Consider the following 13,249-nt stretch of genomic DNA (forward strand, 5'->3'; position numbering starts at 1 on the left):
TATTAATCAGTCAAAATATTTTCTTTTGGCATTGTAAATTGTTTGTTTTCATCGCCCAAATCTGGCAATCCAAAGTAAAAATATAAGGTTCTTTTGATTGTTCCGTTCAGATGATTCGGTTCACTTTCCGGACCTAAAGTCGAAGTTTCGTTATTAATATTAAACGCCAAAACAGTTCCCAATGGCGGAATCGCGTCGAGGAAAGAAATATTTCCACCCGGTAATTTGGGGTAACCTTCAGCACCGTAAATTCCATAAAAATCAAAAAGTCTGACGAACATTTTTTCTTCTTTTGTCCCCACCGTAATTTTTCCTTCTGCTGTATTGAGCTGCAACCATGAAACATCATCGAAATAACCTTTAAATTCAGGATAAATCCAAGGTGAAAAACCTGTTCTTGTTGAATTTCTCAGATTTTGCCAGACGTTATAAGTTTGTCCCTGCAAACGATTTTTCCAAACGTGATACGGGCAGCTTTTCCGAGCCATTTTGCGCTGATAACATAATTTTCAGGATAATCAAAACTTACGCCTGCAAACTGGTAATCTCCGGAAAGTGAATACTCGTAATTCAATTCTAAAATTCCATTATGATTCAGTTTCCAAACGGCCTTTTTTCCGTCTTTGTAAGAAATCTGAATAACTTGATTGTGCTCTTCCGCAAAAGACTTTATGGAAGATAGTTCCATTTTTCCGTTCACAAAAACAGGCCCGTTTCGGAATGTCATTTTTTTGCCTTTTTTATCTAAAATAACTGACTTTAATAAGCCGTCTTTTTTCCCGAATGAAAATTCTTTTTCGTCTGATTTTAGAATAAATAAAGAATCATTTTCTATGACAGAAACCGGTGATTCTTTGATTAATGATTTCGAAAATTGTGCCGATAATTTTTCATTTGATGCAATTCTCCAAGTCCATGTGTACATTTCTTTACCGAAAGAATCAGTTGCTGTTAACAGTAAACCTTCACTTTCTTTCCAATTTGCGGGAAGGTTTACTTTAATATTTCCTTTCTCTGTCGGTTTAATATTCGGAGATTCTGCTTTTCCTTTTTGAAGAATATCAAAACCAGATTCTGATGAAAATGGTGTTTTAAATTTTACCAATTTCCATTCAAACTGACATTCATTTAAGTTCGTAAAATGATAGCGGTTTTCTACAGGAATTGTTCCGTTAAAATCATTAGGTAAAGTTTTCAAATCTATTTTTACCGGACTGTAAATTTCACGGATGGCGTAAAAACTTCCTTCTTTTTCACGATGCGGACCCACGACTCCGTCTGGAGCATTGATAGCATTTACATCAATCTGATTATTAAAATCGGTTCTTACCAAACCTTCATCTGCAAACGCCCAAAGAAAACCGCCTGCTCCTTTTTTTGAATTCCAGTGAAGTTCCCAGTAATCGGCTAAAGAAGTTCCGCCACCGCCGTCGTCCTGTGCATGAAGAAATTCGGTCGGCATGTAAATATTTTCTCCTTCCAGTATTTTTTTGGTGCTGTAATAATCTTCGTAATGATTTCCGTCGATTCCGTTGAAAGCATTTCCCGGCTTGTGATGGGCGTGAATAACGGGACGATTCGACACATCATATTTTCCGAATTCTTTATCAAGATCAAAATTATGTCCGCCTTCATTTCCGTTGCTCCAAAAAATAATGGAAGGATGATTTGCATCTCTCGTAACCATTTCTTTCACCAGTTTTTTGCCAACTAAGGTGCTATATTTTTTTTGCCATCCGGCGAGTTCATCCAAAACGTACAAACCCAAAGAATCGCACATCTGAAGAAAGGATTTATTCGGTGGATAATGTGAACAGCGAACGGCATTCATATTCATTTCTTTGATAAGCTGAACATCCATTAAATCGATGTTTTTGTTGACCGCTCTTCCTGTTTCAGGCCACCAAACGTGACGATTGATGCCTTTCATTTTGATTTTGGTTCCGTTGATATAGATTCCGTCGCCTTTTCGGATTTCAATGGTTCGGAAACCGAATTTTTCGTCAGTCTGAAAGATGGCTTTTCTATTTTTATTTAAACTGAATTTCGCTTTGTACAGATTCGGCGTTTCAGCTGTCCAGAGTTTTGGATTTTTAGCGGAGAATTGAATCTGTTTTAAAGTATCTCCTTTTTGAATGGTCATCTGAGATTCGCTAATGAGAATGTTTTCAGCATCGAAAATTTCGACTTTTACATTGTTGGCAGAATTGATTCCTTTTAAATGAATATTTGAAATGAAAGTTCCGTCTGATTTTGCATCAATCGATATTGATGAGATATTTTCTTTTGGATGGGCTTCTAAATAAACAGGTCTGAAAATTCCTCCTAAAACCCAAAAATCAGCCAGACGTTCTGCATTGTTGACCGATTTGTCTGCAGACATTTTGGAAACTTTAACTTCTAAAATATTTTCTTTTCCAAATAATATTTTATCTGAAATATCATATTTAAATTCATAGAAAGCTCCCTGATGAATTTCTCCGGCTAATTTTCCGTTGATCTTCACTTCAGTATCGGTCATTGAACCTTCGAAAACAATATTTATAGATTTTCCTTTCCACGAATTTGGAACTGAAAACTTGTGTTTATATAATCCAACTTCATCATTGAATTTAAAATTCTTTCCGTTGGTCACATAATCTCGTCCGTAGTTGTAAGAGCCAAATCCCTGCTGTTCCCATTGTGAAGGCACCTGAATTTTGTCCCAACTTCCAGATTTCCGTCCTCCACTGATCCAAAAATTCCATTCTTTGGTGTGCTCAGAATCTGCCCCGCTCAGGAATTGAATTTCCTTAGATTGAGAATGCAGTAACTGTGAGCACAGACATAAGAGAACAAATATTTTGGAAAAACAGGTCATTTTGCGGCAATATCAGAATCGTCTTTTTTATCGTACGAGTGAGTGAGAGAAGCAACCTGGGTAACATTTACTTTAGTCTTCTTCAGATTTTTTATCGCATCTAAGTTTTCCTCTTTTGGCTTTACTGCTTTTATTTTCAGGTTTTCAAATGTGAAATCTGTCAATTCGTAAAGATCTGATTTTTCAATATCAAAAGCTATTTCACAACTGATGTCAATATTTTTTAAAACGATATTGTTGATCAGTCTCGTTTTCGGTTTTTCTTCTCCTTTCAAATCAAAAAACTGATTCCACCCTTTTACATACAAGAAAGTTTTTACGTTTCCGGTGATGTTTTCAACCGTAAGATATTCGTAGTGTTGAGGCGTGTCGGGACGCATTTTAAGATGTAATAATCTTGATGCATCTTTCACTGTTGAGTTTCTGAAAATGATATTGTAATTATGGATCGATTCACTTCCGCAAGTGAGTGCAGAGTGGCAAAATCCGAACGTATTGTCTTCTATAATGATATTTCTGTTTTCTCCATTGTTAGAGTCTTTGTCAGCCTTCGGACCTTTCCCTCCTTTCAGAGCAATTGCATCGTCATTAACCGACATGTAGCAATTTTTAATCAATACATTGGTGCACGCATCAATGTCAACGGCATCTGTGCTTGGTGCTTTTACAGGTTCTTTCGGAGCGAGAATTGTGAGATTTAATAATTTTACAAAATCACTTTTGTAATAATGTGTACTCCAGAATGGCGAGTTTTTAATGGTAATTCCCTCAACCTGAACGTTTTTAGAATTTGAAACATAGATAATTCTAGGTCTCATTTCGTCCATATTGGTACATTTAGGATTCCATTCTCGTCTTTTCCAGAATGACTTCCAAAATCGAAGTCCGTTTCCGTCGAGCATACCTTTTCCGGAAATCGTGAAACCATCCAAACCATCAGCATTGATCAAAGCCGGAAAATATTTTACAGTCTGACCTTCCATTCTTGTCATCACAATCGGAAAATCATTGATATCATCGCTTCCTTTTAATCTTGCACCATTTTCCAGATGCAAATGCGTTCCCTGTTTGAAGAAAACTGAACTGATTAGAAAAGTTCCTTTCGGAACAATGATAACACCGCCGCCATTTTTAGCTGCCAAATCTATGATTGCCTGAAGTTGTTTTGTCTGAAGAATTGTACTATCGTTCTTCACGCCATTTTCAGTAAGAATATACTTTTTGCCTAGTTTGTTGATGTCTGTCGGTTTGTTTTCTTTAAACCATTTTGGGATTTTTGTACCGTCCGGGAAAAGATCCTGGCTTTTTAATGTAGACGAAAATAAAGCAAGAAATAGCAGCGAGTAAAGAAATTTGGATGTATTTTGAAAATTCATAATTAAATCAGGTATATGAATGAAATGATTTTTATTGATCTTGTATTATTAGATTAAATCTCTAAACATAACTTTCATTTGTTAAAGAAGATTATTCTTTCATTTCATTTTCATAAAAATATACATTTTAACAATTTACAGCATCCTGCTCTCTCATGTTAATAATATTTTGGATGATTTTAATAAAAATAAGAATTGTAAAGAAAGATAATTAATGGTTGTTCAAATTACTAAACTGCAGTCATTACAGAATATAGATCTTAAATTCTTCCCAAAAAAAAATTATAAAATTGTCTTCAGTTGACAGAATTATCAATTGAACTGAGATTGAGAAACAATGAGTTTTTTATATTGTACAAATTTTTTATAAGATAAATCTTATATGATTAGTATGCAAAAAACTTGTAGGAGAAACTTGATAAGTCAGAAATAATTAATAAATCATAAGTTTTTCCGACTGAATAAAGTGGAAAATTGATTTAGAAAGTCTAGGAAATGAATTTTAACAATTTATTAAACAAAAACAGAATTTATTATGCCGAATATGCGGCTCTGTTGTGAAAAATATTTTTCCCGGCAATTGTATTTTTGCTTAAACTGTAGATGATTTCTACTGTGAAATTTGAAATTTCGTAAAGAACATATCGTGAATTGCTCACCGTGCTTTCATCAATCATTCTTCCAAAACTTAATACCATTTCGTACTGTACTTGATCCGGTAAATTTGTAAAATCGTAATAAGAAATATTCATAACCGTATTTTTAATTGTTAAAGAATGTTATATTTTACTATACAAATAGTTAACCAAAATTATAAATTCAGAAAAAAATTTCAAACAATAATATATTATAAGTAATTATGTTGCAATAATTCACACACATTTCAATTAAATTACAAGTAATTGTCGTTTATCATGGCGGATTTTTTCTTTAATCAGATGTTTCAAAATTTTTGATTTAAATTATAACCGGCATTTAAATAAGCCAACCTATTTTGCAGTTTGTTATTTTTTAAATACTTTCAACCAATATTTCTGTCAATTATGAGTAGTATTTTTAATTTCATCAATCTTAACAGTGGTGAAGAAAGAAAAGATAAGGTTTTAGATAATGTAACCTCCAATATTTCTTTCTGAGGCTCCAATCTCTGGATTCTTGCTTGCGCCATTATGATTGCATCTATAGGACTCAATGTAAATTCTACGGCAGTCATCATCGGAGCGATGTTGATCTCGCCTCTTATGGGTCCTATTGTAGGCGCTGGATTTGCGTTGGGTACGTATAATATTCCACTGTTAAAGAAATCGATAAAAAATCTCGTTATTGCAACTGTTGTTAGCTTGATGGTTTCTTCGCTGTACTTTTATCTTAGTCCGTTTAAAGATGTACAATCTGAGCTATTGGCAAGAACAGCACCCAATATTTATGATGTTTTAATTGCGTTTTTTGGAGGTTTGGTAGGAGTTATTGCTATTACTCGCGTAGAGAAAGGCAATCCTATTCCCGGAGTTGCGATTGCTACAGCATTGATGCCCCCGCTTTGTACTGCAGGTTTTGGTCTTGCTACGTGGAATTTTTCATATTTTTTCGGAGCTTTTTATCTGTATACAATCAATTGCTTTTTCATTTGCATTGCAACTTTTCTTGTCGTTAAATATTTAAAATATCCTTCATATATTGTTGATAATAAATACGAAAAAAGAATCCGATTCAGTATATATATTTTAATTGTTGTGATGATTGTTCCAAGCTTTTATCTCGCTTATAATCTGCTCAATGAGAAAAAATTTACAAAAACTGCTGAGTCTTTTATCCAGAAAGAATTCGAAAATAACGGTTATACTATTATTTATAAAAAAATTAATTATAATACACTACCTAAAACAATAGATATTGCTTTTCTTAACAAGAAATTTTCACCTTCTGAAATAGCATCCTATAACAAAATGCTGATGAATAACGGACTTGAAGACACCAAATTAATCATCAGACAAAACACGGCAGATTTAAAGTCTGAAATATTAAATGAGATCAATAAAACTGACAACAATCTGTCAGAAAAAGATTTTGCCATTTCAAAACTCAGACAAGAGCTGGATATTTACAAAGTCTCAGACTCATCGCTGGTAAAAGAAATACAGATACTCTACCCGGAAATATCTAATTTATCTTATGGTAAAATTGAACAGTTTCCTTCAACAGACAGTACAAAATTACAGTTTGTTGTTGTTTATTCCGGTAAAGAAATCAATCAACCTCAATTTAAAAATTGGTTAAAGAAAAGGTTGCATGAAGAAAATGTAGAAGTAATCAGAAGTTCTGTAGAGTAATAATTCATCTTTAAACCAAAAAAAAATCATCGATTTTGATTCTCGATAATCAATGAAAAATAATTATTACAATTGTTTTATACCTTATCTGCGAAAGAAAAAGCCTTCTACAGTCAGAAGGCTTTACATTGAATAAATATTATTAACTGAACTAAAGTTATTTAATGAAAAACATGAACTGCATTCAGCTGTTCTTTAAATTCTACAAGTGCTTCCACACTTTGCAAATCAGGTTCTCTTTTTAATGAAAGCAGGTCAAATACATCCCAAATTCCGCTGTGGTGCCAATTTTCCAGATCATCCCAATCCGGCCGATCTACAATGGGATAAAAACAGCATCCTAAAAGAGGAAGTCCTGTTTTTAAAATAGAAATACATTCTTTAGTGATTGCTTTAATCCATTTGGCTCTGTCTTCGCCGGGATGACTGGTTTCTGAAATAACAACAGGTCTGCCATATCTTGTGAAAACAGTTTCTATTAATGAATGCAACGAACGATGTAATGGGTGCGCCGGCGTTTCTGCCCAAGGCAAAAATTCATGGGTTTCGTTAATCCATTGATTGTTGTAATAATAATTGACTCCGATAATATCTAAATATTCCGGTTTGCCTCTAAGTTCCGGGCACATCTTGCCAGAAAGAATATCGTGCACCTGAAATTGCTCAAAATGTTTTTTTTCAGCAGACAAAAGCGAGACTACATCATGATGATTGCTTACAATACTGATGAGTGGTTCTGTAACCATGATCCGTACATAAGGATCAATTTCTTTCATCCGTTCTATCCCTTCAATATAAGCTTTCATCAAGGCATACTTCACTTCCCAACCCTGCCCTACACAGTAAGGAGAAGTTCCTCTGACGTCGCCGCCCAACCAAGAAATAAAACTGACTTCATTGATTGGGGTTACAACCAGAAGACCTTCAGGAACCAGGCTTCTGTATTTTATAATAAATTCCCGACACAAATGCGCAAATCTTCTGGCAAACATCGGGTGAAGCGGCGTGATATCATCAGGATATCCGAAATGACAAATATCCCAAACCACCTGAATATCTTTTTCACGAGAAATATTGATTACACGTTCTACTTCCGTCCAGTCATATTGGTAAGGTTTAGTTTCCACCACACTCCACCTGATTCCTTCTCGAATGGTTTTAATTCCAAAAAAATCTAACTGGTCATAATCTTCTTCCAAATAGCGGTCGTGTCCTGAAGCTTTATACAAATCTACCCTGTTTCCAAATGCATTCTGCTGATCTGCACATTCAAAACCACCCATCAGAAAACTTTTAAAAGGATTGATGTTGGAAGGCAGAAAATCATTATTGAACATACTCTTCCCTGCTTTTTAATTTTTTGAAAAGTGTGAGTGACTGTGCCACCACCTGATCCATGTTGTAGTATTTATACGTTCCCAAACGGCCTGTGAAAAATACATCAGGAAGATCTTCTGCAAGTTTTTTATACTGATTGTAAATTTCCTGATTCTGTTTCCGCGGAATTGGATAATAAGGATCTCCTTCGGCTGTAGGATATTCGTAAACGATGGTGGTTTTCTCGTTTTTTTGTCCGGTTAAAAATTTAAACTCCGTGATTCTTGTATATAAATTGGAGGTCGGATAATTCACCGTTCCTGTGGGCTGGTAATTTTCCTGATTCAGGGTTTCAAATTTAAAATCAATAGAACGGTAAGGCAGCTTCCCGTAGCAATAATCAAAGTATGAATCGATCGGACCTGTATAAATCAAAGTTTTAAAAGGAATTACATCAACAATGTCCCGGTAATCGGTTTGCAGCATGATGCTGATGTTTTTGTGCGACAGCATCTTTTTAAACATCTCTGTATACCCATTTTTAGGCATTGCCTGAAAAGTATCCGTAAAATAACGGTCATCTTTATTGGTTCTAGTGGGAACACGCGCCGTAACCGAAGCATCCAGTTCTGAAGGATCAAGATCCCACTGTTTTTTGGTATATCCTTTAAAAAATTTCTCGTAAAGTTCTTTCCCCACTCCATTTAATACAACATCTTCGGAAGTGAGAATGGGATTTCGTTTCTCAGCTTTTGAGGCTAAAAAGTCTGTAACCTCATCTGAAGTTAAATTTTTACCGTACAAATCATTAATCGTCGTCAGGTTAATAGGTATAGGAACCAATAAACCGTCTACACTTCCTAAAACCCTGTGCTCGTAAGGTCGCCAATCGGTAAATTTTCCTAAATATCTAAACACATCTTCAGAATTGGTATGAAAAATATGAGGTCCGTATTTATGAATCAGAATGCCGTCTTCGTTATAGTAATCGAAAGCATTTCCTGCAATGTGATCTCGCTTGTCAACAATTAAAATTTTCTTTCCTTCTGAAGCCAGACGCTCTGCCAGGACCGCTCCGGCAAAACCGCAGCCTACTATTAAAAAATCATACATAGTTATTAATTTGCTTTTTTGTATTTAATTGTTTCCTCCGCCATGGTCACTTCATTGATCAGGGCATTCATTTTACTAAAAGTGTGATCCCAGGAATCGTTTTCAAGAAAGTGATCAACATTTCTCAGCCAATGGTCTTTTTCTGTATCGGCAAATATTTTTTCTGCAGCTGAAATGAAAGATTCGGAATCATCGATGATGTTGACCAGACCTGCTATGCCATAGGGATTCACAACATCTCTGATGGCTGTAGAAATCACAGGTTTGCCTGCTGCCAGATATTCAGGAGTTTTGGTAGGGCTGATAAATTCTGTTGATTCATTTAATGCAAATAAAATAAGGGCGATATCCCAATGTGCGATGTACAAGGGCAATTCGGAATACGTTTTCGGACCTAAATAATGAATATTGGAAGCAACCGGTAAATCATCAGGATTAATTTTCACCACAGGACCAATAATCACAAACTGCCAATCGGGGCGCTTTGCAGAAACTTCACGGAGGAGCTCGATATCAAATCTTTCGTCAACCACTCCGAAGAAGCCTAATCTTGGGTAGCCAATGGGTGACTGATCTTCCGGCTCGTGCTGTAAAGCTCTAGCCTTTCCGAAATGGGCTTTATCAATACTGCTTGGCATTGCATGAATGTTGCCATGTTTGTTTTTCTTTGCCTGGTAAAGAGAATTTCCGCCCGTGAATACCACGTCTGCTTTTTCGAATAACTTTTCTTCCAACTCTAAAAGCTGTGGCGGTGCAAATTTAAAAGCAGACAATTCATCCATAGAATCGTAAACAACCGTATCAGGATTCAGATCATCCGTAAACTGCAGCGCCATGGGAGTGTAATACCAACTGATGTAATTTCCGATACGATATTCTTTTATCAGCTGGCTGATCAGATTCCGGATTCTTCTGTTTGTGGTCTCGTCATGTCCTGTCACCAACAATTCTACCACATAAACCCCATCTTGAACATTGACAGTATACCTGTCGGAATCTCCAATTTTTGGCTCTTCAAAGTAAAATACCTGATAAGCTTTTGAAAACCGGGTCAAAAGATGTTGCGGTCGCTGATAAACAAAGTTCCATGATAAATGGCTGAAGCATAATAAGTATTTCATATAATGTAATTTAGTCAGAACAAGATAGAACAATGTACAGATGATGTCCTATGACCGTGGTCATAATGATAAATCATTATATTATTAGAAATTTTGGATTGATTGTACATTATATCTAACAACAAAATAATTATTATGGATAAAAAATCTGAAGTATGAAAGCTTCTGTAAACTCTAACAAAAAATCAACAAGTACATTAAGTAGATGTAATTAAGCCGAAAAGTGATATGGTTAAGGAAAGTGCAGTGAGAGATGCAGCCATTATTGCAAGAGCGTAAAAAGTGGAACGTTATAAATACATCATAGAGTACGCTTGCATCTTATTATAAGTTACTAGATGAAAAGAACACTCTGAAATTGCTTCAAAAAATCTTAGATGAGGAGAAAATTATGGTATTCTATGTAAGTAAGAGCAGTATCAGAAATCAATCTGAATGCATCAGAATAAAGGAACTTTTTTCATTGCAAACAAAAATTGTTTTCCCAGAAAAAAAGGTGGAGAAAAAAATCAATGTCCGTTTCACTTATATGAACCGGACTTTTTTAGGGAATTATACTATTTTAAAGTTCAAAATTACTTGTCAACATTTCTTTCTATAACTTCTAACATTTCATCAATACCAAATGGCTTTTCGATAAAATCGTCTGCTTTACATTGCTGAGCATCCTTCGGAATGCTGCTTGAGGTACTGGTTAATACTGCAGGAATACTTTCTGTTTCAGGATCAGACTTTAATTCTTTAATCACCTCTGAACCTTTCACTTCACCTTTGATATGATCATCAACAATCACAATATCGGGGTCAATACTTTCTACATTTTCAATAGGATCTGTATTGAGCGATCCTATCACATCAAATCCTGCATCATCTAATACCTGATCCATTATTTCCAGAATCTCAATATTATCTTGCACAAGTATAACTTTTTTCTTCATAGAATATTAGTATTTTAATGTAAATGTAATAAAATATTAGTTAATACTATTTTAAAAAAGTTGAAAAATTAAGTTGAAAATTGAGTTGAAAAACTACTTATCATTTGATTAATCACAAGAAAAAGAAGGCGTTTGCATTAAAAACTTAGATGTTTCATAAGCGCATTAATTGTTACTGTTATTGTTACTGATTAATACGCTTCCAAAAAGTGAAATCCGTCAATCCCTTTGTGGCAAAGTGATTGATAGTAGTGACCGCGAAGGGATTCGAACCCCCAACCCTCAGAGCCGAAATCTGATATTCTATCCAGTTGAACTACGCAGCCGTTTTTTATAAGTAATGAGTAATCAATGATAAGTAATGCAAATATTGCTTATTACCAATTACTCATTACCTATATTTTAGAAAGTAATCTTTACACCTCCCACAACTTGCGCACCAAGAACTTTGTAACCTTTGTACGTTTGGTATGTTGAGCTCAGAAGATTATTTCCAAGTGCAAAAATACTGAAATTTTTGTGAACTTTGTACTCTGCAGACAAGTTTAAATCTGCATAACCACCAACTTTATCATTCGTATCTTCAGTTGACTGAAAAATCAACGACGGACTTCCCACGCCTTCAAACATATACGAATTTGTGGTTCTGTCTGTTGCGAAAATTCCTTTGAAACCTAATGACAGTTTTTTCTCAAACATCGTATATTTTGCACCAATGCTTCCTGTAACTAATGGAACGTTATAAATATTTTCGTAGTTCTTTAAATCATATTTTAAAAATCTCACATCAGCATCTACAATAAGATTTTCTAATGGGAAATACTGTAAACTTCCTTTGATGTCACTTACATTTCCGTCATCATAAACCGCAGAAAAAGTATTTGCAAAATCATATCCGGGACGATCTAAAGCAAAGCTGTTATCAAATAAATTATTCCCCTGGAAAAACATGATATTCCTCAATTTTCCAAAACCGGCAGACACATCATACTTAAGAGTTTCGTCAATATCACCTCTTAAACCAGCATAGAAATGATATTGTGTTTCTGTAGGTCTTAATATCTGGTCTGAAACCAGAAACGGATTTTCCTGAAGCAATTCGCTGTAAGTATTGAGTTTTAAGCCTCCATCAACTCCACCATAAAATTTAAATTCTTTCGCTGCTGCTACCTGAAATTCAGCCTGTGGAAACCAGTACGTTTTATTGTTCTTTAATTCTTCAGCTAAAATTAAATTTGAATTTCTTGCATTTAAAAACGAAAATGAAGAACCTAACATTACATAAGATTCACCTTTTGCGAACGTTACTTTAGGAGCAATATTGGCATTGAAAAACGTTGAAGAATTTTCATTTAATAAGGCAAAATCTGTTTTTACAGTTTCTAAGCCTAATCCTAAATCTGCATTCAGAACAATTCCGCCTTTTCCTAGTTCAACAGCATGTTTTGAAAGATTTGCCAGGATGGAAGCCTGATTTTCTTTCGCATCAAAATGATCGCTTAAAAATGAAGATTTTACTCTTACATCATTTAAAATTTCATTAGAATAAAAATCATAATATCCATTGACTTTAAACTGATTCACTTTCTGCTTCAAATCTACATCCGCAGAAGGAGTTAATGCGTAAATTCCGTAATAGTTATAATTATCTAAACCGTATTCAGCATTTATATTGATTTTTCCTTTTTCACCATACGAATTTAAAAAAGCTCCCAACGTTGCCGAACTCTGATCAGAATCCCAGGCGTAAACTTTCTTCAAACCATTGGTAGAAAGCACATGAACATCTGCTCCTACTTCTATTTTATTTTCAAGAGTTTTAGAAATATTGGCATCGGCTAAAATCTTTCCGTAATTTCCCATTCCGAACTGAAAATAGTTGTTCTGAGCCGTTCCGTCAAATTTTGGAGCAACATCTTCACCCTGAATGGTAGAGGTTTTAAAATCTGAAACCGCAGGAACATCTGTAATATTGTATTTCACAGGATTCGCAGACTTCTCTTCCGGCGGATAGTTTTTTATGATTTCAACTGAGGTTTTCTTCTTCTCAATTTTCTTTACTTCCGGTTCTCTTTTCTTGTTAAGAATAAGTTTTTCCTCCTTAATCTGAGAAAATGCCATCGACGAAATTCCCAAAAATAATATAGATAGTATTTGAATTTGTTTGTTCATATATGTTGTATTTATGTATTCA

The 13,249-nt window shown here is 34.7% G+C and carries 10 protein-coding genes and 1 tRNA gene; 1 reads left to right on the top strand and 10 read right to left on the bottom strand.

Annotation, left to right across the window (positions count from 1 at the left end):
* Positions 1 to 2: 2 nt before the first annotated feature.
* From ACZZZA_RS14890 to ACZZZA_RS14905, 4 genes are all read right to left on the bottom strand, one after another.
* Complete coding sequence (locus ACZZZA_RS14890; protein ID WP_463433071.1) at positions 3 to 446, bottom strand: hypothetical protein; 444 nt, start codon at positions 444 to 446, stop codon at positions 3 to 5.
* On the bottom strand, positions 410 to 2,860 hold the full coding sequence (locus ACZZZA_RS14895) for a glycoside hydrolase family 2 protein (RefSeq protein WP_463433073.1): 2,451 nt from the start codon (positions 2,858 to 2,860) through the stop codon (positions 410 to 412). Before ACZZZA_RS14895 ends, ACZZZA_RS14890 begins: the two co-directional genes overlap by 37 nt.
* On the bottom strand, positions 2,857 to 4,236 hold the full coding sequence (locus ACZZZA_RS14900) for a rhamnogalacturonidase (protein ID WP_463433075.1): 1,380 nt from the start codon (positions 4,234 to 4,236) through the stop codon (positions 2,857 to 2,859). The genes ACZZZA_RS14895 and ACZZZA_RS14900 overlap by 4 nt, the downstream gene beginning before the upstream one ends.
* Positions 4,237 to 4,769: 533 nt before the next feature.
* The gene (locus tag ACZZZA_RS14905) at positions 4,770 to 4,988 is read right to left on the bottom strand and encodes a hypothetical protein (RefSeq protein WP_463433077.1); all 219 of its coding nucleotides are present in this window, start codon (positions 4,986 to 4,988) and stop codon (positions 4,770 to 4,772) included.
* 417 nt (positions 4,989 to 5,405) lie between these two features.
* On the opposite strand from ACZZZA_RS14905, the gene ACZZZA_RS14910 reads away from it, so the two are divergent.
* Positions 5,406 to 6,566 carry a DUF389 domain-containing protein gene (locus ACZZZA_RS14910; RefSeq protein ID WP_463433079.1) on the top strand — a complete coding sequence of 387 codons (1,161 nt, stop codon included), beginning with the start codon at positions 5,406 to 5,408 and terminating at the stop codon, positions 6,564 to 6,566.
* 161 nt (positions 6,567 to 6,727) lie between these two features.
* Here the strand turns inward: ACZZZA_RS14910 and ACZZZA_RS14915 are convergent, their stop codons facing one another.
* The 6 genes from ACZZZA_RS14915 to ACZZZA_RS14940 all read right to left on the bottom strand — a co-directional run bounded on the left by ACZZZA_RS14915 (position 6,728) and on the right by ACZZZA_RS14940 (position 13,227).
* The gene (locus ACZZZA_RS14915) at positions 6,728 to 7,903 is read right to left on the bottom strand and encodes a hypothetical protein (RefSeq protein WP_463433081.1); all 1,176 of its coding nucleotides are present in this window, start codon (positions 7,901 to 7,903) and stop codon (positions 6,728 to 6,730) included.
* Positions 7,893 to 8,996 carry a UDP-galactopyranose mutase gene (gene glf / locus ACZZZA_RS14920; RefSeq protein WP_463433082.1) on the bottom strand — a complete coding sequence of 368 codons (1,104 nt, stop codon included), beginning with the start codon at positions 8,994 to 8,996 and terminating at the stop codon, positions 7,893 to 7,895. The genes ACZZZA_RS14915 and glf overlap by 11 nt, the downstream gene beginning before the upstream one ends.
* Before the next feature lie 5 nt (positions 8,997 to 9,001).
* Positions 9,002 to 10,117, bottom strand: a complete 1,116-nt coding sequence (locus ACZZZA_RS14925; RefSeq protein WP_463433083.1) for a glycosyltransferase — start codon at positions 10,115 to 10,117, stop codon at positions 9,002 to 9,004.
* A gap of 575 nt (positions 10,118 to 10,692) precedes the next feature.
* Entirely contained in the window at positions 10,693 to 11,055 is a 363-nt protein-coding gene (locus ACZZZA_RS14930) for a response regulator (RefSeq protein ID WP_463433085.1), read from the bottom strand.
* Positions 11,056 to 11,307: 252 nt separating this feature from the next.
* Positions 11,308 to 11,381 (bottom strand) — tRNA-Arg (locus tag ACZZZA_RS14935).
* Between the two features lie 76 nt (positions 11,382 to 11,457).
* On the bottom strand, positions 11,458 to 13,227 hold the full coding sequence (locus tag ACZZZA_RS14940) for a porin family protein (RefSeq protein ID WP_463433087.1): 1,770 nt from the start codon (positions 13,225 to 13,227) through the stop codon (positions 11,458 to 11,460).
* Positions 13,228 to 13,249 lie beyond the last annotated feature (22 nt).

The sequence above is a fragment of the Chryseobacterium sp. AC405b genome (assembly GCF_979258685.1).